The organism is Microcoleus sp. C2D2, assembly GCF_036702495.1.
In the GTDB taxonomy this organism is placed as follows: Bacteria; Cyanobacteriota; Cyanobacteriia; order Cyanobacteriales; family Microcoleaceae; genus Microcoleus.
Genome location: NZ_JAUBTO010000037.1, coordinates 1 through 20,103, shown reverse-complemented (window position 1 = coordinate 20,103; position 20,103 = coordinate 1). Strand labels below are relative to the sequence as shown.

Genomic DNA, 20,103 nt, shown 5'->3' with positions numbered 1-20,103 from the left:
TGATACTACTATTGTTTATTGATGCTTACAAACTTAATGAAGTTTTATGATACCAAATCCGCCTTAAATACCCCCTTTATCTCTTAGTCCCCTTGGAGTGGACGAAAGTTTGACTCTATGCAGCGGTTTCAACCGCCGAATGATAAAAGGGGTAGCTTTCCCAGGATTTGGTATTAAGCTGTCGCGCATTTAAATTGTATATTCAGAGCGGGCGGGACGCCCACCCCACAAAACTTTGATTTTTTTTGACATACAATTTAAATGCCGCAACAGCTTAGTCCTCTCTATGTATGAATTAATAAGCACTAAAGTCCTTAATACGAACAGAATTATGGTTGTATAACGGGAGATGATATAATACAGGATTACCCATTACGATGATAGCTATTTAACTTTCACCTAAATACGCTTTGCGAACAGTTTCATTTGACTGCAAATCGCTAGCAGTACCGGCGACTACAACCTGACCGGTTTGGATGACATAGCCGCGGTGGGCTACACTTAAAGCCATGCGGGCGTTTTGTTCCACCAGTAAAATAGTTGTTCCTTCAGCATTAATATCGCGGACGATCGCAAAAATTTGACTGACTAACATCGGTGCCAATCCCATACTAGGCTCGTCCAATAATAACAAGCGGGGGCGCGACATCAAAGCCCGGGCGATCGCCAACATTTGCTGTTCGCCGCCGCTGAGAGTTCCCCCTTTTTGACTAATTCTTTCTCGCAAACGGGGAAATAAATTTAATGCTTTTTCCATATCTGACTTGATACCGAGAGTATCGTTGCGGAGATAAGCACCCATTTCCAGGTTTTCTTGCACCGTCATTCGCGGAAAAATTAGCCTCCCTTCGGGACTTTGAGAAATCCCCAAACGGACGATCGCCTCTGTAGATAGTGCTTCTAAAGGCTTTCCCTCAAATAATACAGTGCCGATTCGCGGGCGCAGCAGTCCTTGAATCGTGCGGAGAGTTGTAGTTTTCCCCGCCCCGTTGCTGCCGATTAATGTCACAACTTCTCCCTGCGAGACTGTTAGCGATACTCCTTTGAGAGCGTGGATATTTCCGTAGTAGGTGTGAATGTCTTTAATTTCCAACATAATTACTCTTTCTGCTTTGTCCTTTATTATATTATCCCGAGTAATTATAAATTTTTATTGCATTTATTTAAATTTAACCTTTTTTAGAATATACTAGGCAGTAATTTTCCTTAAAGAAACACTAGCAGTAGCTCCCATAATACCATGTATTTTTAGCAGTTGTTGCGGCCTACTTTAAACTTTTAATTAAGCCCAAGATTTCTTTACAATAGTTTTACAAAAATCTCTAACTAAAAAGGTATTATTAGTACGTAAGCGAAACCCACCGCTACAAATTACCAATAACAGCACTTAAATTTGTTGTAATTTAAGGAAAATTATCATGAAATTAAAGTACAGTACCGGAGCGATCGTATTTCTATTAGCAACTCCTTTAGTAAGCGGCTTGACTGTAGGCATTGGCCCTAGCAGTGCTGCAATAATCGCCGGTTCAGCAGTAGAAGTAACCATTGACAACTTCAGTCACAGACCGAATGGGAATGGTACATTTACTAACACTTACACTCAGACAACAGCTAACAGCGGTTCAGTTATTAGCCAAGCGAACGCTGAGGCAGTTGTTATATCTAAGGCTCACGTATGGCTGGCAGCAAATCTCTCGCAAAGTAAAGTCCAAGGTGACGGCAATAACTATTCCGGTTTAGCCCAAAGTCAAGCAATAATGCTCGGCGACTTCAACATTCGTGCCGCAGAAACTTTTTCCTTCATTTCCCACATAGTTTTAGATCTTTTAACATCAGTTGACAACCGCCAATCCGAACGCGCCAGCGCGAGTGTCAGTATATCTTTCGGGTTGATTGACAGTGATACTAATATGCTGTTAGACTCTTGGGAAATTGCCAGCGGTTTAGACTCTTCTAGAGGTCTTTATTGGGATTTGTCCGGCAGCAACAGCTTTAATCCCACAGCAATTAATTTGAATTTTATGCCTGAAGGAAGTAGAGCAAAAAGCCTCCTGTATACTTCTGGGGTGTATTCGCGAACATTCGACAGCGACACTAAGTTAAGGTTAGTAGAAGTTAACAACAATATAGCAGAGGCAGAAGCAGTTCCCGAACCGAGCACATTATTAGGTACTGCAATATTTTTAGGATTGTTTGTCAGTAGGCGAAAACTCAATAATAAATTGTCTCAAGTCAAATTATCAGTTTAGGAACAACCCCCAACATCAAGCCGTAGGGTGCGCCTTGCGCACCTCCTCTAGTTTCGGTTAAATTGCTCGTTATAAAATTCTGTCGCCCGGGGCAGGTTGATAAATATTATCAATTTGAATTACAGATTGTTGGTGAAATCCGCCCCTACTTTTATTGCGGTTAATTTGCCGGACATTATATCACTTCTTCCTAGGATCGCGCGGAGCACCTCACTTATCTGTCGGCACACAATACCCATTAACCATTGCCATCTTCTTCTTTTCCCAAATATGCCTCAATCACCCGAGGATCTGCGCGAACTTGTGCCGGAGTGCCCTCAGCAATTTTAGTACCGTACTCCATAACACTAACGCGATCGCTAATTCCCATCACCACCTTCATATCATGTTCAATCAGCAAAATACTCAAATCCAACTCATCGCGAATCCGGTAAATAAAGCGAGTTAAATCAGCCGTTTCGTTCGGGTTCATCCCCGCAGTCGGTTCGTCCAAAAGCAACACTTTCGGATCGGAAGCCAAAGCCCTCGCAATTTCCAATCTCCGCTGGTCCCCGTAGGAAAGGTTTTTTGCCAACTCCGGCGCTTTAGAAGCACCTAAACCGACAAAATCAAGCATACTCAAGGCTTTTTTCTGAGCTTCCCGTTCCTCCAAAATCACAGCCGGAGTCCGGAGGATTGCACCCAACAAACCAGTTTTTAATCGGCAGTGTCTACCTACTAAAACATTATCCAGCACAGTCATGTTGTTAAACAAGCGGATATTTTGAAAAGTTCTAGCAATGCCGAAAGTTGTCAGACGATCCGGCGGTAAACCGGTAATATTTTTATTTTCAAGTACCAACTGCCCCCCACTCGGTTTATAGATGCCCGTAAGCATATTAAAAAATGTGGTTTTTCCGGCACCGTTGGGGCCTATCAAACTAGCTATCGCTCCTTTTTCCAAAGTTAAGCTAACCTGATTTACCGCGGTCAAACCCCCGAATCGCATTGTAAGTTGCTTTGCTTCTAATAGTGACATTATGGTTGTGTTTCCTAATATTAGTTTAGTGGTTAGAGAATTGCCCCTTGAGTTTCAGGACAAAAACCGTGGAAAATAAAATGACACTGGAAGTTTTTCACTGGCGTCAGGTATTATGCTAAGGCGGATGTGGTATAATATCTCTCCAGCGTCTAGCTTCAATGTGGTGCTGTCTTAGCAATCGGTTAAAGTCTTCGGTATCAGTTGTTGCAATGATTACATCTATTCCTATTCTCTTAATAATGATGGCTTGAGCGGCTATAATTAAATCTGCATCTTGGGGTTCATAAGAATTATTGCGTGCAAAAGCCCATAGCTCAGCCGCTTCTTGCATTACGTTGCCCTCTTCGCAAGTAACTGGAAAAGATGCAACCCCTTTTTTTGTGATTAGCGTATCTAGCCTTTGAATAGCTTTAATAGCTTTTTGTTTGTGTTCTGGTCCTGATTTGCGATCGCTGATTCGTCTGAGATGCTCGCGCCTTTGTTCATAGTTTGCGATTTCGGATATAGCTACAGGATATCCTTCATTTATTAGCGTCGTTAACCAGCCATTACATTCAATTGCTTCTAGAATCGATTCCTTAACTTCGCTTTCAGCGTTTTGAGCCAACCTATTTTTGCTTTGGTCAACATCGGGATGTATGAGTTTTCCGAGGACACCCGTATCTAAAAAAATTAACGTACTCATGAATTAGGTTGCTACTTGTCCGATAGCTTTTCCAGGTCACTAATGTACTCTTCACGCCAGGAATGCAAAGTTTTAAGGAGTTCTTTTTTATCATCTGTTTTTATTGCATTGTTAGCTTCTTCATAGAGTGCTTTATATGAGAAACTTTTGCGATCGTGCCTATCAATTTCCCACAAAATTGCTTTGGCTGCATTTCTTATGCCTATAGCTGGGCTGGTGATTTCATCTGCTGGTTTTTTCTTGGCATAATCTTCAAATGTTTGATAGCTGATTAGTGTCTGAGCTATATCTTTGGCTAATTCGCGACCTTTTTTGGTAAAGAAGCTTAGATAATTTTCTGCAATATCTAATAAATTGATGAGTCCTACGTAAAACAATGCTAGTTGCTTTACTTCGTGGTCTTCAAGAGATGCAGCAAGCGTAAATGAATGTTTGACATACATCAGCGTTCTAGATATTTTAGCCCAAATTTGTACATTTTCTAGGGCAACAAAAGTTTCGTTCGTGGCAATTTTTTTGTACTTTATCTTAAATGCTTCGACGCTACTTTCAAGTTCTTCTAAGCTTTTAAGTCTTTCCCCAGAATTGGTTTCTGATTCAATATGGAGATAAAGCTCGTAGATTGACAGCAGCTCTCTAAGAGCCTCCTCTGGTGCCAGAGCATCTTGAGATGGGAATGCTTTTTCTAACGATTGTAGTATCGCTGCAAATTGTTCTCCAACTCCCTTAATTTGTTCGGTATAATTGCTGTTTTCAATGATTTGTTTTGTCGCTAAAGTCATAGCTTTGAATAATTGGAGTGATTCGACCTTGGCCAGACGATACAGAGGATGGCTAATCCTGCTGCGGTGACGGTCAAGCTGGTTAATTCCTAGTTTAGCTTACCTGAGACATTGGCAAATACTTTTGGAGGCATTAGGGTACAGCATTGATACACGCCTAACTAAGAGCAATCCTAACACCATCAGCACCTTCTTGTTGGGTGGCAAAGGTAAGAACGTCTTGATCGCGATAGTTTGTCCTGCGTCGTAGGAAAAGTCGGCTCAATCGGGCGTGGCAATTTGTTCTTAAAGGAGCTGAGCCACGACTTCCTTCAGTTGACACGCACCGAAGCGATCGCCTCGGTGCCTTTCGGCAACAAAAGTTAATACAGTCCTATTTACTTTTGTCCAACTACTTACTACATTTTCTAGCGTACACACAAAGTGCGATCGTCTGCGATCTGCGGTGCGCCAGCAGCCAATTGTCTCAGTTAAGTCAAATATCGGGGCTGACGCACCCGACTCAATTCTGTAACGTACAAACAAAATAAAACTTAAAAAGATTAGATTCTAGCGAACGACCAGGGCGATATTGTGCGTGTAAATCGGCGGTCGAAAAGTTTTCAATAACTTTGAGATTGAGTTCGTCAGCCAAAGTTGCAATCTTTTCAAACCCAGTAATCCACGGGGCATACATACTTTCATATTTATCTATGTAATCATTGATATCTTGGTAGCCTGTCGTTCTCAAAATCACCTTTTCCGACATATAATCAAAGGACAATCGGAAGTTATGAACATTGTCGCGAATTTGTTCTAACACAAATATTACATCTTTTTTGCCAAGCAAGGTAGTGTTGCCTTCCCACAAAAAATATGTCTGTCGAGCGAAATCAAATTCACTCTGTTTCAGCAAGGAGGTTAAACCGTCTTTTACGTAATCGCCGGGAAGGTAGCGAACATTGGCAGTAACTTTGTTAGCTTTGAGAGTTTCTTCTTTTAATTGAAGAGTCGCCTGGTCGTCTATTTCAAAATAAGTGACTTTTTCTCCATTAATTCTAGCAGCGCGAGTATCCAAACCCGAACCTAAAATAACTACTTGCTTGCAACCTCCTAAAATTAGATTTGACACAACATCATCAAAATATTTAGTCCGCAACTTAACCATTTCTTTAGCGGCGGGAGAGTTTTGAGCTATGTGGCTAGCTATTTTTTTTGTTTCCTCATTCAACCAGATTTTTACTACATTATCAGTGTAAAGAGGAATTACCTCTTCATTCTCTTCTGCTCTAAATTCCGCAACGATAAAAGCAGTACCAGTTACATTTTTCATGGCTAATCTTGCACCCTTAGTAAGTAGTTGGTTACCAATAAACATTAGATGGGGATGGGAGTTTGACACTCATACACTCCCTTGTATCCTAGATTATTAGCTAAACCCGCCTACAAAATACTATGTTTTTTTGTCCTTACCTACTTATTGACTTCTCGCATCTGCTAAAGACTCATTGCTCGCTTCACCATCAGAATGCAGTTCAGCTTGGTGGATCTTATCAGGAATCAGCCCCTCCGGCCGCACGATCATCATGACAACAAGAGTTAGGCCGAATAGAAATAAGCGCATTTGAATCGGGTCTAAACTGGTTGCCAGAAAGTCTTGTAACTGGGGACTTGCAATCCTGGGGATTACAAAAGTATTCAGAAAACCCTTGAGGACTTGCGCTAATTGTGGCAGATAAAGCCGATCGGCAGACATGATAATGATAGCGCCCAAAATCACCCCGGTCATGTTGCCCAAACCGCCTAAAATCACCATACACAGGATGATTACCGACACCGAGAAATCGAAAACGCTGGGAAAAATTGCGCTGATATAGGCGGCGTAAAACGCGCCTGCAAAGCCCGAAAACGTCGCTCCCATCGCAAAAGCCGAAAGTTTGGTTTTGACCAGGTTAATCCCCATCGCACTAGCCGCTAATTCATCTTCGCGCATGGCATTCCACGCCCTCCCCAAGCGGGAATCTCGCAGCCGCGAAATCATGAAGTAAGCGAAGACAACTAGCAGTAAAATTAGGTAGTACCAGGGAAAGTAGTTGCCGGTGCTGAAAGTGCCGACGATGGGGAGAGATGGACGCCCGATCGGGTTTATTCCCGCTTCGCCGCCGGTGAGGTTAAAAGGTCGATCGCACCCAACCAGACACAGCACCAACTCGGGTTTACCCAAAACAGCCGCCACAATCTTCGATACTGGTTCGTCGATCCGAATCGCGGTTAAATTCCTAAAGACAACCGGGATAATTTCGCCAAAACCGAGGGTAACAATCGCCAAATAATCGCCCCTGAGCCGCAGTGTCGGAATACCGAGGATTACGCCCGCGATCGCAGCTACACCCGCGGCGATCGGCAGTACCACCCAAAAGTTCCAAGCAATATTTAACTGCCCAGAAGATAGCAAAGCCGTCGTGTAAGCGCCGATCGCAAAAAACGCCGCATATCCCAAATCCAACAAACCCGCAAAACCCACAGTAATATTCAAACCCAGCGCTAACATAATAAAGATTTGAATCTGTACTACAGTAGCAATCCAGCCAGTCTGAGCCTGAATGTCGATAAACGGAAACAGAATTAGAATAAAAGCTAATGTCACCAGAGTTGCCAGCCGCTGGCGTTCCCCCTGCAAACCCTGCAAAGCACCCATTAACGTAGCTGTCAAAATTGCGATCGTCAAACTGCAAATCCCGTACAGCAGCGTCGTCGGCAAAGCCACAGCAGATTGACCAGACAAAGGTCTAATCAAAACCCCTTCTACCACACTCGCAACTAACAGCCAAACTCCCAATCCCACTCCCGCTAAACTGCCGATTGTCGCACCCATTTTCGGGCTGTAAACCTTCTGATTCTGACAGCTCATAAACCCGGCAGCCGTACCCATCAGCCAGCCGATCACGGTGCCGCTCCAACCGCCGAATAACAGAACAGTCAAAGAGCCGATCGCCCCTAAAATACCGCTCGATTTGATCGCATTAATTATTTTTTTTGACATAGGAAGAAGTTATTAGTCATTAGTCATTAGTTATTAGTCAGCAGTCAGTAGTTAGATGAAAAAATGCTAGGAATCGCAGTTATAGATGCGACTGACGCGGGTAGTGCCAACTTCTGCCTCACCTCAAGCAACTCGATCGACCGCTGGCTCTGGAAACTGCCGATCGGGCTAGCTACAGTTTAGAGTCTTTTGAGTTCGATTATTGCACCAAAAGTGACGAAACTTCAAATATACTGGAACTGTTACCGCAACACGCTTCAAACTGGCGATCGCTATATGGTACAAGCACCTGAAAAAACTATCAGCCTCGACGAGTTTTTGCAACTCCCAGAAACCATACCCGCTAGCGAATATATCAAAGGTGCGATCGTACAAAAAGCTATGCCGCAAGGAAAACACAGCCAACTACAAGGCAGACTCGTAACAGTCGCCAACGACATCGCACAGAAACCGCAAATTGCCTAGCCCTACCAGAACTTCGCTGCACCTTTGGCGGACGTTCTATTGTTCCCGATGTCGCGATTTTTGTTTGGAATCGCATTCCCCTAGACGCTGACGGCGAAATTGCCAATACATTTAACGATCGCCCAGACTGGACAATAGAAATATTATCCCCAGCCCAAAGCCAAACCAAAGTCACAAACAATATTTTGCACTGTTTGAAGGCCGGTTGTCAGATGGGTTGGTTGCTCGATCCCGATGAAAAAAACATTTTAGCCTACCCCGCAAGGCAGCAGCCGATTTCCTTGCAAGAACCAACAGATATACTTCCGATGCCCAATTTTATGCCGGAAATGCAGTTGACTTTAGGCGAAGTTTTTGGCTGGCTCAAACCAGGGAATATTTAATTTGATAGCGCAGGTTAACTCAATATTTTGCAAAGGGATTTTTCAGGCTATGGCAAATCCGGTATGCTTGCGTACTTCAGGCGAATGAAACGCTAAAACAATGCAATTTTCCGGGACGCCACCCTCGAGTAATTCATCGGTAATACCGTCTTCAATACCGTCATAATGAATCCAGAGTTTGCCGTTGCGGATTTCAACGTGAACTACCGCACCATGAATGCGTTTGCGGTCTTGCCAACCTTCGTGCATCAACAGAAAATGATTGCGGTCTTGGCTGACAATCACATAGCTGCTAATTTCGCCGTATCTGTACGGCAAATTGGCATAGTAAGACAATATTTTATAGATTAAGTCCCGGTACTCGTCTAGTTTATCCACTTTGTAATAACCTCCTTAACTGGATCTACAACAATGAGTTTTATTGCCCTATCTTCGAGAACAACTTGCACGATTTCCTCCGCAAAAAAAGTAGAATAAATTTCCTCAACAATTGCTAGATATAGCGTGCGCTCTGGGTCTAATCTAGATAGCATTGTCAAATACAAAGTATACTGACCTAAAGCATTTTCTAAATCTTTTACTGGAGATTTGCCTACAAAGCTTTTGATTTCAACGGCAATTGTTTGTCCCTTTCGTTCAGCAGCCAGTAACTTTTTAGCTCCTAAGTCTATCAACACACCGCGCAAGGAAAGTCTGAGAGGGAAAGGATCGTCTGTAATTATCCACCCATCCTTTTCTAAAGCAGTCCTTACTTGATAATGATAAATGTCTTTTGCCATTTTTTCAACCCAGCACCTTTAAACCTTCTCCTGAACATTCTCACCCAACAAACCGCCTGGCCGAAAAGCCAAAATCACCACCAAAACCCCAAACACCCAAGCATTAGTCCAGCGGCTCGACAAATACTGATCGCTCAAAGACGACAGCAACCCAATCAAAACCCCTCCTAACATCGCCCCCACAATATTGCCAATTCCCCCCAAAACCGCCGCCGTAAAAGCCCTCAAACCCGCCGTAAACCCCATCGTAAAAACAATAGTATTGTTGTACAGACCAACCAGAATCCCAGCCGAACCCGCCAAAGCTCCCCCAATCAAAAAAGTCAGAGCAATAATCTGATCCACATTAATGCCCATAATTTTAGCAGCATCGCGGCTTTGAGCAGTTGCCCGCATCGCCTTTCCCAGACGAGTGTACTGCACAAAAACATGAAGCAAAACCATCAATACAACCGCCACCACCAACACAATTAAATCCTTGGTAGTAAATACAATACTCGTTTGAATTCCCAAAGCTTTGAGAATATCAACTCGCGGCAACAAATCGGGAAAGCTTTTCGGAGCAGCAGAATTAGAACCCATCACCGGAATAAAAGCTTTCAATCCTCCCCAAAACAGCCCCATATTTTGGAAAATAAAAGAAACTCCAATTGCCGAAATTAAAGGAGCCAAACGGGGAGCATTTCGCAAAGGCCGATAAGCGTACTTTTCCACAACAATATTCAGTCCCGCACAAAACACCGAACATACAATTAAAGCGACTAACATCACCGGTATAGCAATACCTAAAGGTGCGCCATCTTGAATGCCAAAAGCCCCGAACACAGTTAGCGAAGCAAAAGCGCCCAACATATACAAATCGCCGTGAGCAAAATTGATTAACTCAATAATGCCATAAACCATAGTGTAACCCAAAGCAATAATTGCAATCAGCGCGCCGTTGACAAGACCAACTAATAATTGTTGGATAAAAACTTCAGGATTGCTGGCTATTTCCCCAAGGATTTTGGGCAAGTCAAATCCGGCAATTGGCCCTAACAACAAAATTATATAAGCTACAGCTAGATATAGAAAAATACTCTGCCATTTTTTCATAATTTTGGGGTGATTGGTAATTCGTAAGGTGCGCCGAAGAGCACCCTACTAAAGTGATTGGTTAAGGTGCGCCGAAGCACACCCTACTAAAGTGATTGGGTAAGGTGCGCATTGCTACTAATTACCGCCGACAAATGACTAATAACTAATTATTCCGGCTTGAGCGCGTTCACGAACTCCCACTTGCCGCCTTTAACAACATTTCCTGACATTGTAGTCAAGCTCGTGTCGCCGTTGGGGTCAAAACTCCAAGTCCCGAGTACCCCGTTAAAATCTTTAGTTGCCATGACAGCTTCGCGGATAGCACCGCGGTCATTTTTGCAAACTTTATTAATTGCGCCGATCGCAACTTTAGCAGCTTCATAGGCGTAAGCTGTATAAGTTTCCGGTTCAGAATTATATTTTGCCTTGTAACTTTCGTACCACTTCGCACCGGTACCAGTCAATACTTGAGGAGGCAAGCCGCCAAAAGTAGCGTAAACTGCTTCGGCATCTTTGCCTGCCGCGTCAATTAAAGCTTGCTCTTTGATACCGTCCGGGCCCATGAATTTAACTGCATCAGGCGTCATTCCGACATTTCTCATATCTTTAATTATTTGTCCGGCATTGCTTTGAGTAGTCCCTCCAAAGTAAATCAGGTCTGGATTTAAAGCTTTGATCTTATTCATTAACGCCTTGTAGTCGCTAGCTTTAATATCAATTCCCTCTCTTCCGAGGACTTGAATTCCCAACTTTTTAGCAGTTGCTTCAAAAACATCAGCGATGCCTTTGCCGTAGAGTTCTTGGTCGTCGAGAATGTAGACTTTTTGCACGCCCAAAGATTTCGCCCAGTTGCCAGCTACAGCTCCTTGAAGGTCGTCAGCGGGGACAACGCGGCTGAAATTGCGAGTGCCTGCGGGATAATAAACGTTGGGTTCTTTGGCTTCGCCTTGTCCTGGTTTAGTCAGTCCCGGATAAGTGTTGGCCGGACTGATCATGACGATGTTAGCTTGGTTGAGCACGGGAATGGAAAGTTTGGCGGCCCCGGAGTTATAGTGACCGATGACGGCAACTACCGAACCGTCAGCGACGGCTTTGTTAGAGTTGGACGTTACTTGGGCCGGGTCCCATTTGCCGGCGGCGGCGGTGGCGTCATCGTAAACTTCGTATTGGATTTGGATTTTGCCGTCGCAAGCTTTGGAGTCGGTTTCGGCCAGTGCTTGTTGGATGCCGTTGACCATTGTTTGAGCTTGACCCAAGGCGCTGCCTGTCATCGGGAGCATGGAGACAATTTTGACAGTATTTGGGTCTCCGGGGCTGCTGACTGCGGGAGTGGCTGCGGGACTGGTTCCGGGACTGGCTCCGGGAGTTGTGGCGGTGGGTGCTTGAGGACTTTGACAGCTAGCGCACACAGAGGCTATTCCGGCTGCAAAAAGTAATTTCCGCAATCCTGCGGCGCGGAGATTCTGTGTTGAGTTGGTTTTTGGGGGTGTGGCACTTTGGCCACCTGACTTCTGGGAAAAGTTCATAGGTTGGTTCGTTTGTTGCTTGCGTCTTAGCATATTTTCACTGTTTTAAGTATGTAGTCAAGAGTTAGCACAAGTTTAAAAAATTTGTGTCAACTATCAAAAACACACCTAGAAAGCCAACATCAGGACTTAGGCCAGAACTCCTGTCTCAGGGGCGGCGGGGGCTGCCCGTACAATGGGTGAGTTCACGATTCCATCGCGGTTAACTAGATCCGCGATCGAAGATTCCTGTAAATGTGTTGACATTGTGTATACAAAAAAATAGAATATAAATATGCTAGGGCTACTAGCTCTAATTACTACTGTGTCTAGCTAGAGGTAACTTTTATGCACCCGCCAGCATCTGAAGAATCAGTCAGCCAGACCCGCGATGTGACAATCAACATTCGAGCTAAGGCGAATCAACGCGCTCTCATCGATCGCGCGGCCCAATTACAGGGAAAGAACCGATCGGAGTTCATGCTTGAATCAGCTTACCAAAAAGCTCAAGATGTTCTTCTAGACCGCTGTTTTTTTGGGTTAGATGAACTTAAATTTAAGCAATTTTTGGCGCTGCTGGATGCACCGCCGACGCCAAATCAGAAGCTAAACGCATTACTAAAAACAAAATCTCCGTGGGATTAGATCGAGATTTAGGCCAACTGTGCCCGCCTGAAAGGCTGAACTCGTTACATCAAATTGAGACCTTTGATTCAGGCAACAGTCAGTTAGATGAATGGCTCAAGCGCCGCGCTCTGAACAATGAGTCAGAGAGGGCTTCACGGACTTATGTTTTGTGCGATCGCCAAGCAGTCATTGCGTACTATTGTCTGGCAAATGGAGCAGTAGCACAAACTGCTGCAACGGGTAAAGTCGGGCGCAATATGCCCGATCCGATTCCTGTTATGCTGATTGGACGGCTTGCAGTCGATCGCAACTGGCAAGGCTGCGGCATCGGACGCGCTTTGCTGCGGGATGCCATTCTTCGCACTTTGCAAGCTGCTGAGATTGCAGGGATACGGGCAATTCTCGTACACGCTATTTCGGAAGAGGCGAAGCAGTTTTATCAGAAGTTCGGGTTTACTGTTTCGCAGATCGATCCGATGACACTCATGGTGAAAGTTAGCGATGCCATTGCTTCACTTTAGCTCAGACGTTAGTTGCTCCCGTTGGAGGTTTGCTCGCGCATGGTTGAGTTGCAATCGGATTTAGAATATGTAGTGAGCGATCGCCTAAAAGTTTCTTTAGATGCGATCTCGCAATTTTGCCAGCGCTGGAACATTATCGAGTTTGCCCTGTTTGGCTCGGTGCTGCGGGATGATTTTCGCCCTGATAGTGATGTGGATGTACTGGTCACCTATGAGCCATCGCACCACCTCACGCTGTCTCATTTATTGAGTATGCAGGAGGAGATAGAGCATTTATTTCATCGTTCTGTGGATTTGGTTGAAAAGAATCGGTTAGAAAATCCCTATCGGCGATCGAACATTTTGAAAACCTATCAAGTGATTTATGCAAGCGGGCGATCGGGATAGTGCTTCACTTTGGGACATGGCGCAGTCAATCCGTCGGATTCAAGAGTTTACGGCTGATGCGTCATGCGAGACTTATCTTGAAAGTGTTTTTATGCAAAGTGCCGTAGAGCGGCAGTTGGGGATTTTGGGCGAAGCAGCTCGGAGGGTTTCGATCGAGTTTCAGCAGTTGCATCCCGAAATTGATTGGCGAAATGCGATTAACTTACGAAATATTTTGGTTCATCGTTATGACCAAGTGAGACCAGAAGTTATTTGGAATATTGTTACAAGTGTTTTGCCTAGTTTACTGGTACAAGTAGAGGCATTATTGCCGCCGTTACCTGATGATAGTTGAGCGATCGCCCACAAACAAAAGATTCGCGATCGCCTCATTGCAACAGTTGCAAAAAAATATTAACTAGATGGCGAGATTAAAGACGAATCGCTTTTTTATATTGAGCGACGAATCGATTTATTGGTAGAGGAATTAGATCGAAACTTATTCCTCATTTTCTAGCTCTTTTAACGGTTCAAACACCAACACTGAATCGATCGCGTCAATTGCCTCCGACATTCGCAACTCGTGGGTGCCTCCGACAGTAATATACCGCTTTCCTTTATTCTGAAGAATCTCAACAAACCGCTGGTGCATAGTCATTCGTAAATGTTCGCTTTCTCGCGTTCCATCCTGAACAAAGCCGAAATCCGGCTGAGTCAAAATATACAAATCGTAGCGGTGGCTGTCTGCAATTTTCTCGACCATTGGATGTTCCGAACCAACGTAACGTTGGTGCCAAATACAAGTAGCTAAAGGGTCTGTATCGCAGATAATGACTTTGTTAGCGCGAGTAGCAATATCGTCTTCTATAGCAGCTTGTTTCTTGGCAATTTCTACAAATTCATAGCTGTCCCAAATTTCAGGATCGGGCGAATATTGCCTACCTTCCCAGTAACACCTGCCGTATTCGGGAACCCAAGCAGTTTGATAGTGCTGTGCGAGCGATCGCGCTAGGGTAGTTGTGCCGCTCGATTCTACACCTAGCACGCAGACTCGTTTGGCAAAGTAGGCCTTGGCTGGGGGAGTCAGCATTTGCCAGTATTCGGCTAGGTGCGATCGCAATTGCGTTCCAGAAATCGGGAATTTGAGCCGTTCGCGATCGACTGCACAGTGTTGAGATCCCATCAGTTTTGCCCAAGGTTCGCCGTAATCTTCTGAAGTAAAAGCGATATCGGGTTTTCGCCCGGAAAGCACCTCAAGAGTCCTCTGAGCCCAAGGTTCGGGGGCTTCCGGCAAATCGTCGAGCACTTCGATAACTTCTGCGTCGGGATGCAAAAACCGAATCCATTCGGCTCTAACACTTCCTGCAACTGCTTGATTTGTTTTGTAACAGGCGAGAACGATTAAACGGTCAACCTTTTTTTTAGCTTCTCGAATTAAGTAGTCGTGTCCTTTGTGGAAGGGGTAAAATTTGCCTGCAGTAACACCGAGTATCATAAAGATTGCTGCTGTTTTAACTTTTGTTCCGAGTAAATCCGCTGAAAATTTTGCAGCCCGTAAATTGCCATCAACCAAAATACCGCGTACAAAATACTCGTCAGATATAGCCCGCGCGAGGCATACAAGGGAACGTAAATCGTGTCTGCAACAATCCACAAATACCAGCTTTCGAGATAGCGTTCCATCAGGTATAACTGGGCGATCGCGCTTAAGATGGTGGTCAGGGCGTCCCAAAATGGTGCTGCACCGCCCAAAGATACTAATACTGTTCGCAAGCCAAATACGCCAACTGTAACTAAGACTGCGGTGAGGATGAGCCAGCGTTGGTCAATGCGACATACAGGTTTTTCTGTGCTATTTTCGCCGCCCCGCAGCCAAATATAAATTGCTTGCAAGCTCGTGATTAAATAGAAGAATTGAATCGCTACTTCGCCGTAAAGTTTAACTTGATAAAACACCGCAGCGTAGGCGATAACTCCGATTAAGCCGATCCACCAGCCTAGGGGATTGTTTTTAGCAAGCAGCCAAACGCTCCAAGCAGAAGCGATCGCGGCTATCGCTTCGATTAAGCCGAGTTGGATAGGGACAAACCACTGCACTGAAAGCAGGAGCACGAAGATGCTTGCTGCGAAGCCGATTAAGTTTGGCAGGTTCGCTTTTTTCATGGCAATCCCTATTTCGTCTGGCTATATTGACTGCGAAATCAAATCCGAACCCTTTTTGTCCTTTGAACGATCGACACTAAAATCTTCATAGTACGATCGCTCAGTATTCACATCCCACAAATCGTGCTTTTCGCCGAGAATATTTCTCACTGCCAGCATTCCCGTCAGCATAGAATGGTCTTGGTTGTTGTATCGGTGCATACCGTTGCGCCCGATCGTCTGCAAATTCTCAATACCTTTCAAAAAACCTTCAAGTACCCGCAAGTGTCCTCGATATTCCCCATCATAAACTGGATAAGCTTTGGGTTGCCGTATGACAACTCCATCTTCCACCTCAGCAGTTGTTGCTAAACCCAAACCAACCAACTCGCGAGTTGCTAATTCGACAAGTTCCGCGTCCGACATTTCCCAAATCTCGTCGCCTACGCTACAGAAATATTCCATTCCCAAACAACTTTTGCTGGCGTCTGGAACTAAAGTGGCGCTCCAATTCTTAAAGTTTTGAATTCGTCCAACTTTGACTTCGGGGGAATGAATGTAAATCCAGTTGTCAGGAAACAAATCCTTGCGATCGACAATCAGCGATACAATCAAAAAATCTCGATATTTGAGCGATCGGGCGGCGTGCAGCACCTCTTCTGGCGGCTGCGGTTTCATTCTTGCTACCAGCGCCGATATCGGCATACTGGTAATGAAATTCTCCGCCGAATATTGAACTAACTCTCCGTTTTGCTCAGCAGTAATACTTTTAATTTTATTACCTTCACGCTCAAAGCTAATAACTTTACTATCCAGATAAACTTTGCCGTCTTTATTCTCCACAGCTTCCGCGAACTTTTCCCACATCATCCCCGGCCCCAAAGCCGGATAGTCAAACTCTTTGATTAATGTTTTAGTGTCGTTGCTGCCAAACAAAGCATTAATAATTGCTGTCGTCAGCGACAGTCCTTTAATGCGCTGCGCCGCCCAATCAGCTTGAATTTCCGAACAGGGAATCCCCCAAACTTTTTCAGTGTAAGTCTTAAAAAATGTTTTGTACAAGCGTTCCCCAAAACGATTTATCACCCACTGTTCAAAAGTTTTTTCTTCCCGAAGCGGCCAGATTCTCACTTTCAGATAGCTCAACACAATCAGCATACTCTCAATTATGCCCAAATTAAAGAGAGTATTGAAAGCACCGATCGGATAGTTGAAAAACTTACCTCGATAAAAAATTCGCGACAATCGCGGCACTTTAATAAACTCATTTCCCAGTACCTCTTGCCACAACTGCTGCACGGCTTCAACTTTAGTATAAAAGCGGTGACCGCCAATGTCGAAACGATAGCCTTTGTAGGTTTCTGTGCGAGCTATTCCCCCAACTTTATCACCTTTTTCGAGTACAACAGGGATGATGCCTTCCTTGACTAGCTCGTAGGCAGCAGTCAAGCCCGCAGGGCCTGCACCGACGATCGCAACAGGATAATGTTTCACTCAGCTTACCTCCAGCTTTTTTCTCTAACCATATTATTTATCACTTCTAAAATGTAGATTCACCCGTGAATACCCTGAGAAACTATCGATTGACCGGATGTTGAAGAACAATTTGCCTTGATTTATTGAGCGGATACCGGCAAGCTAACTTTCCCCGTCAAGGGCTTTTTTCGGTATAATAAGTGGCGACCTGTGCCGATCGCAAATGCCAGTCCGCTATAAAAGTAGAAAAGCCAGTGCCAAGGAATTGTTTTGAGGGCAAATACGATACCGTGTTTGCGGTAAAAAAATTGGTAAAGCGGTGCATTAATTGCTAGCAGCGGTATTGCCAGCAAGCCCGCCATTAGCAGACAGCTCAGCGACCAGCACGTCCCCAAAACTGCCAGCAGCACTGCATAAGTTAAAATCACGCTGATGCGGTTGGAAACTTGCAAGTTGAGGTCGTTATTCAATTTACGATCGCGCCAAATCAGTTCTGTCCAAGGCAGCGCTCGGTAGAAAAAGTCAGCTTTCACCATCCCCATCGGTTTCCACCGCTTTAAATGCTTCACCTGCAATGTTTTACACAGCCGAATGTTATAACCTGCTTGTTTCAAACGGTAGCCGAGCTCAATATCTTCGATCGAAGGTTCGCGGTAATTTTCATTAAAACCACCCATCTGCAAAAAAATTTCCCGGCGAATCACTCCGCAAGCTCCCCAAAAAGTCGAAGCTTCTTCGTTACCTGTTTGGTGCACGTAGTGGTGCAGCAAGTTCCTGTACTGCGATAAAAAATCCGGATCTCCAGGATCATCGTCGTAAGATCCGATGAAAGCAGCTAAGTAGGGATTATTTTTGAACACCGAGCTCGCATAGGCCACAGCTTCTGGACAAACAGCGACATCAGCATCCACAAAAAACAGAATATCTCCCTTCGCAGCTTGCGCTCCCAAATTTCTCGCTCGGGCTGGGCCCCCGGACTCAGGAATTCTGATTAATTTGGCGCCGAATTCCTTGGCCAGGCGCCAGGAACCGTCGCTTTCGCCATCTGCTACTACAATAATCTCCATCGGTCTGGGCACAGCTTGAGCCAGTTTTGACAAACAGGTGCGGAAGTAAGCGCCCCCGTTGTGAACTGGGATAATGACGGATACAGTGGGGTCGGCGGTAGGAATCATCACCTAAATTGTTTAAATTGCAGGGGCAAAAATTTGCTTGAGATTTATTGGTGCTACTTTACGAAGGGTAAAATCAGCTCTACTTTTTTATTTATAACTCGATTTCTGTTTGTATTCAACTATATTTTGTCCTGGAATTCTCAATTGCATTTTTTCCAATTCATGGCTGTATTCTACGCCATATCTTGCTGAGACTGACCTGAAGCCTACAACAGCTTTATTAAATCTTTAAATATATCAGCGTTTTTGTAAACCTTACAAAAAGCCCCAGCAGCCTTTAGTGCTGCTGTGTTTCACCGCACAAGATTTTGACTTTATAGTACGTATACAGTATAAAATACAACATACTTTATACTAAAATCGGTCTGCTGTCAAGGCTTGCCCGGTACAGTTTATTTTACAGAGCTCATCCGCGAGTGACTCCTGCACCAAGTATGTATCCCGACGGCAGTGCCAATGCACATTTTAGGATTTGTGGCAATATATATAATATATATACATCTTAAAAGTTCCGAGGGTGTACGATCGAGCTTTTGTAATTTGCTAACATACCCTTAGCTAGCTCCCTTAAAGCCAAAACTTTTACATAAACAAGTTTTTATATTACATGAACACCTCCCAAAACAATTTAAATCAGCCATTAGTTTCAGTCATCATACCAGCTTACAACGCTGAAAACTTTATTGCTAAAACATTAGAATCAGTCTTATTTCAAACTTATCAAAACATAGAAGTTTTAGTAGTTGACGACGGCTCTACAGATACAACAGCCGAAATCGTAAAATCTTTTGTTCAAAAAGATAGCCGAGTCAGCTTATTGCGGCAGTCAAATGCCGGCGTCGCCGCCGCTCGAAACCTAGCAATTGAAGAATCAAAAGGCGAATATATTGCTCCCATCGATGCCGACGATATTTGGTATCCGCAAAACCTAGAAAAACAAGTGAAATGCCTGACTTCCTCAGCACCATCTGTCGGAGTCGTCTATTCCTGGTCAGTTGATATAAATGAAAAAGACTTGCTCACAGGTGGATTTTACAACTCCACCATCGAAGGAGAAGTTTACACAGCATTAGTTTATAAATATTTTATAGGCAATGCCAGCTCATCTCTAATCCGCCGCGTTTGTTTTGCAAAAGTCGGCGGTTACAACTGCAAACTTAAACTAGAAAACGCTCAAGGCTGCGAAGACTGGGAACTTCACCTCCGCATAGCCGAACATTATCAATTTAAAGTAGTGCCAAAATATTTAGTTGGCTACCGGCAGATTACCAGCAGTATGTCTAGCAACTATGCAGCAATGGCAAAATCTCACTCTTTAATTATGGCAGATGTCCGGCAGCAACATCCCGAAATTCCCAGCAGCATTTATCGCTGGTCTAGCAGCAATTTTTACATTTACTTAGCTGTTAAAAGCAACCGCAGCGGCAATCACAGGAGTACATTATCTTGGCTGTATCGAGCTTTTAAAGAAGATTTATTAATGGCACTTTTGCGCCACAATTTGTATCTGCTGTCAATAGAAAGTATATTAAAAATAATAGTTCCAGCCCCAACTGAATCAGCGTTAGAGTTACAACAAGCATCTGAATCGAGTCAAGGGACGACACTTGCTAGGATTGAGACGCGAACCAAAGTTCACACCATACTGCCGTCCCAGGTATACGAAAGAATGCGATTCAACAGTTTAGCCAATCGAACATCTATAGGAATGAGAATTAAATAACTTCCACAAGTTTGTGGGATGGGCGTCCCGCCCGTCCAAAAAGGACGGGCGGGACGCCCATCCCACAATAACAATTAAAATTGTAAGTTATTTAATTCGCGATCC

21 protein-coding genes and 1 pseudogene are annotated in these 20,103 nt (G+C 44.3%); 7 read left to right on the top strand and 15 right to left on the bottom strand.

Annotated elements, in window-relative coordinates:
• Nucleotides 1–388: 388 nt before the first annotated feature.
• Nucleotides 389–1,096, bottom strand: a complete 708-nt coding sequence (locus tag QUB61_RS14525) for an ABC transporter ATP-binding protein (protein ID WP_333129289.1) — start codon at nt 1,094–1,096, stop codon at nt 389–391.
• 322 nt (nt 1,097–1,418) lie between these two features.
• Here QUB61_RS14525 and QUB61_RS14520 point away from each other — a divergent pair, with 322 nt between their 5' ends.
• Nucleotides 1,419–2,249, top strand: coding sequence for a PEP-CTERM sorting domain-containing protein (locus QUB61_RS14520; RefSeq protein ID WP_333129287.1), 831 nt, complete (start codon nt 1,419–1,421; stop codon nt 2,247–2,249).
• Between the two features lie 238 nt (nt 2,250–2,487).
• Here QUB61_RS14520 and QUB61_RS14515 read toward each other — a convergent pair whose 3' ends face one another.
• From QUB61_RS14515 to QUB61_RS14490, 6 genes are all read right to left on the bottom strand, one after another.
• Nucleotides 2,488–3,267: an ABC transporter ATP-binding protein gene (locus tag QUB61_RS14515; RefSeq protein ID WP_333129285.1), complete on the bottom strand. Its 780-nt coding sequence runs from the start codon at nt 3,265–3,267 to the stop codon at nt 2,488–2,490.
• A gap of 118 nt (nt 3,268–3,385) precedes the next feature.
• On the bottom strand, nt 3,386–3,955 hold the full coding sequence (locus tag QUB61_RS14510; RefSeq protein ID WP_333129283.1) for a hypothetical protein: 570 nt from the start codon (nt 3,953–3,955) through the stop codon (nt 3,386–3,388).
• Nucleotides 3,956–3,966: 11 nt separating this feature from the next.
• Nucleotides 3,967–4,737, bottom strand: coding sequence for a hypothetical protein (locus QUB61_RS14505; RefSeq protein ID WP_333129281.1), 771 nt, complete (start codon nt 4,735–4,737; stop codon nt 3,967–3,969).
• A gap of 285 nt (nt 4,738–5,022) precedes the next feature.
• Nucleotides 5,023–5,262 (bottom strand): hypothetical protein, encoded by a 240-nt coding sequence (locus QUB61_RS14500; protein ID WP_333129279.1) that lies wholly within the window; start codon nt 5,260–5,262, stop codon nt 5,023–5,025.
• Nucleotides 5,240–6,118 (bottom strand): SAM-dependent methyltransferase, encoded by an 879-nt coding sequence (locus tag QUB61_RS14495; RefSeq protein WP_333129277.1) that lies wholly within the window; start codon nt 6,116–6,118, stop codon nt 5,240–5,242. The genes QUB61_RS14500 and QUB61_RS14495 overlap by 23 nt, the downstream gene beginning before the upstream one ends.
• Nucleotides 6,119–6,193: 75 nt before the next feature.
• Nucleotides 6,194–7,759 carry an ABC transporter permease subunit gene (locus QUB61_RS14490; RefSeq protein WP_333129275.1) on the bottom strand — a complete coding sequence of 522 codons (1,566 nt, stop codon included), beginning with the start codon at nt 7,757–7,759 and terminating at the stop codon, nt 6,194–6,196.
• A 276-nt stretch (nt 7,760–8,035) separates the two neighbouring features.
• On the opposite strand from QUB61_RS14490, the pseudogene QUB61_RS14485 reads away from it, so the two are divergent.
• A pseudogene (locus tag QUB61_RS14485) lies at nt 8,036–8,607 on the top strand (Uma2 family endonuclease).
• A gap of 42 nt (nt 8,608–8,649) precedes the next feature.
• Here the strand turns inward: QUB61_RS14485 and QUB61_RS14480 are convergent.
• From QUB61_RS14480 to QUB61_RS14465, 4 genes are all read right to left on the bottom strand, one after another.
• Complete coding sequence (locus QUB61_RS14480; RefSeq protein WP_332958835.1) at nt 8,650–8,985, bottom strand: XisI protein; 336 nt, start codon at nt 8,983–8,985, stop codon at nt 8,650–8,652.
• The gene (locus QUB61_RS14475) at nt 8,973–9,386 is read right to left on the bottom strand and encodes an element excision factor XisH family protein (protein WP_333129273.1); all 414 of its coding nucleotides are present in this window, start codon (nt 9,384–9,386) and stop codon (nt 8,973–8,975) included. The genes QUB61_RS14480 and QUB61_RS14475 overlap by 13 nt, the downstream gene beginning before the upstream one ends.
• Before the next feature lie 18 nt (nt 9,387–9,404).
• Nucleotides 9,405–10,481 (bottom strand): branched-chain amino acid ABC transporter permease, encoded by a 1,077-nt coding sequence (locus QUB61_RS14470; protein WP_333129269.1) that lies wholly within the window; start codon nt 10,479–10,481, stop codon nt 9,405–9,407.
• Between the two features lie 149 nt (nt 10,482–10,630).
• On the bottom strand, nt 10,631–12,022 hold the full coding sequence (locus tag QUB61_RS14465) for a branched-chain amino acid ABC transporter substrate-binding protein (RefSeq protein WP_333129267.1): 1,392 nt from the start codon (nt 12,020–12,022) through the stop codon (nt 10,631–10,633).
• A gap of 294 nt (nt 12,023–12,316) precedes the next feature.
• Here QUB61_RS14465 and QUB61_RS14460 point away from each other — a divergent pair, with 294 nt between their 5' ends.
• From QUB61_RS14460 to QUB61_RS14445, 4 genes are read left to right on the top strand one after another with little or no spacing between them, the layout of a single operon-like run.
• A complete protein-coding gene (locus tag QUB61_RS14460; RefSeq protein ID WP_333129265.1) occupies nt 12,317–12,613 on the top strand; it encodes a DUF1778 domain-containing protein in 297 nt (98 codons plus the stop codon).
• Nucleotides 12,604–13,116 (top strand): GNAT family N-acetyltransferase, encoded by a 513-nt coding sequence (locus QUB61_RS14455; protein WP_333129262.1) that lies wholly within the window; start codon nt 12,604–12,606, stop codon nt 13,114–13,116. The genes QUB61_RS14460 and QUB61_RS14455 overlap by 10 nt, the downstream gene beginning before the upstream one ends.
• Before the next feature lie 39 nt (nt 13,117–13,155).
• Entirely contained in the window at nt 13,156–13,503 is a 348-nt protein-coding gene (locus QUB61_RS14450) for a nucleotidyltransferase domain-containing protein (protein WP_333129260.1), read from the top strand.
• On the top strand, nt 13,481–13,837 hold the full coding sequence (locus tag QUB61_RS14445) for a HepT-like ribonuclease domain-containing protein (protein WP_333129257.1): 357 nt from the start codon (nt 13,481–13,483) through the stop codon (nt 13,835–13,837). The genes QUB61_RS14450 and QUB61_RS14445 overlap by 23 nt, the downstream gene beginning before the upstream one ends.
• A gap of 144 nt (nt 13,838–13,981) precedes the next feature.
• Here the strand turns inward: QUB61_RS14445 and QUB61_RS14440 are convergent, their stop codons facing one another.
• The 4 genes from QUB61_RS14440 to QUB61_RS14425 form a co-directional block, all read right to left on the bottom strand.
• A complete protein-coding gene (locus QUB61_RS14440) occupies nt 13,982–14,977 on the bottom strand; it encodes an AAA family ATPase (RefSeq protein WP_333129255.1) in 996 nt (331 codons plus the stop codon).
• Nucleotides 14,974–15,645 carry a nicotinamide riboside transporter PnuC gene (pnuC, locus tag QUB61_RS14435; RefSeq protein ID WP_333129253.1) on the bottom strand — a complete coding sequence of 224 codons (672 nt, stop codon included), beginning with the start codon at nt 15,643–15,645 and terminating at the stop codon, nt 14,974–14,976. The genes QUB61_RS14440 and pnuC overlap by 4 nt, the downstream gene beginning before the upstream one ends.
• A gap of 21 nt (nt 15,646–15,666) precedes the next feature.
• On the bottom strand, nt 15,667–17,118 hold the full coding sequence (locus tag QUB61_RS14430) for an NAD(P)/FAD-dependent oxidoreductase (RefSeq protein WP_333129251.1): 1,452 nt from the start codon (nt 17,116–17,118) through the stop codon (nt 15,667–15,669).
• Between the two features lie 122 nt (nt 17,119–17,240).
• Nucleotides 17,241–18,275 (bottom strand): glycosyltransferase family 2 protein, encoded by a 1,035-nt coding sequence (locus tag QUB61_RS14425; protein ID WP_333129358.1) that lies wholly within the window; start codon nt 18,273–18,275, stop codon nt 17,241–17,243.
• A 607-nt stretch (nt 18,276–18,882) separates the two neighbouring features.
• Between QUB61_RS14425 and QUB61_RS14420 the strand changes: the two genes are divergently transcribed.
• Complete coding sequence (locus QUB61_RS14420) at nt 18,883–19,998, top strand: glycosyltransferase family A protein (RefSeq protein ID WP_333129249.1); 1,116 nt, start codon at nt 18,883–18,885, stop codon at nt 19,996–19,998.
• The last annotated feature ends 105 nt before the right edge of the window (nt 19,999–20,103 follow it).

What these genes read in the sequence shown, in the direction of transcription:
- QUB61_RS14440 (WP_333129255.1), bottom strand. Translation starts at nt 14,977, where the DNA reads ATGATACTCGGTGTTACTGCAGGCAAATTTTACCCCTTCCACAAAGGA.
- QUB61_RS14445 (WP_333129257.1), top strand. Translation starts at nt 13,481, where the DNA reads ATGCAAGCGGGCGATCGGGATAGTGCTTCACTTTGGGACATGGCGCAG.
- QUB61_RS14490 (WP_333129275.1), bottom strand. Translation starts at nt 7,759, where the DNA reads ATGTCAAAAAAAATAATTAATGCGATCAAATCGAGCGGTATTTTAGGG.
- QUB61_RS14525 (WP_333129289.1), bottom strand. Translation starts at nt 1,096, where the DNA reads ATGTTGGAAATTAAAGACATTCACACCTACTACGGAAATATCCACGCT.
- pnuC (WP_333129253.1), bottom strand. Translation starts at nt 15,645, where the DNA reads ATGAAAAAAGCGAACCTGCCAAACTTAATCGGCTTCGCAGCAAGCATC.
- QUB61_RS14515 (WP_333129285.1), bottom strand. Translation starts at nt 3,267, where the DNA reads ATGTCACTATTAGAAGCAAAGCAACTTACAATGCGATTCGGGGGTTTG.
- QUB61_RS14505 (WP_333129281.1), bottom strand. Translation starts at nt 4,737, where the DNA reads ATGACTTTAGCGACAAAACAAATCATTGAAAACAGCAATTATACCGAA.
- QUB61_RS14450 (WP_333129260.1), top strand. Translation starts at nt 13,156, where the DNA reads ATGGTTGAGTTGCAATCGGATTTAGAATATGTAGTGAGCGATCGCCTA.
- QUB61_RS14425 (WP_333129358.1), bottom strand. Translation starts at nt 18,275, where the DNA reads ATGATTCCTACCGCCGACCCCACTGTATCCGTCATTATCCCAGTTCAC.
- QUB61_RS14470 (WP_333129269.1), bottom strand. Translation starts at nt 10,481, where the DNA reads ATGAAAAAATGGCAGAGTATTTTTCTATATCTAGCTGTAGCTTATATA.
- QUB61_RS14420 (WP_333129249.1), top strand. Translation starts at nt 18,883, where the DNA reads ATGAACACCTCCCAAAACAATTTAAATCAGCCATTAGTTTCAGTCATC.
- QUB61_RS14520 (WP_333129287.1), top strand. Translation starts at nt 1,419, where the DNA reads ATGAAATTAAAGTACAGTACCGGAGCGATCGTATTTCTATTAGCAACT.
- QUB61_RS14510 (WP_333129283.1), bottom strand. Translation starts at nt 3,955, where the DNA reads ATGAGTACGTTAATTTTTTTAGATACGGGTGTCCTCGGAAAACTCATA.
- QUB61_RS14475 (WP_333129273.1), bottom strand. Translation starts at nt 9,386, where the DNA reads ATGGCAAAAGACATTTATCATTATCAAGTAAGGACTGCTTTAGAAAAG.
- QUB61_RS14465 (WP_333129267.1), bottom strand. Translation starts at nt 12,022, where the DNA reads ATGCTAAGACGCAAGCAACAAACGAACCAACCTATGAACTTTTCCCAG.
- QUB61_RS14460 (WP_333129265.1), top strand. Translation starts at nt 12,317, where the DNA reads ATGCACCCGCCAGCATCTGAAGAATCAGTCAGCCAGACCCGCGATGTG.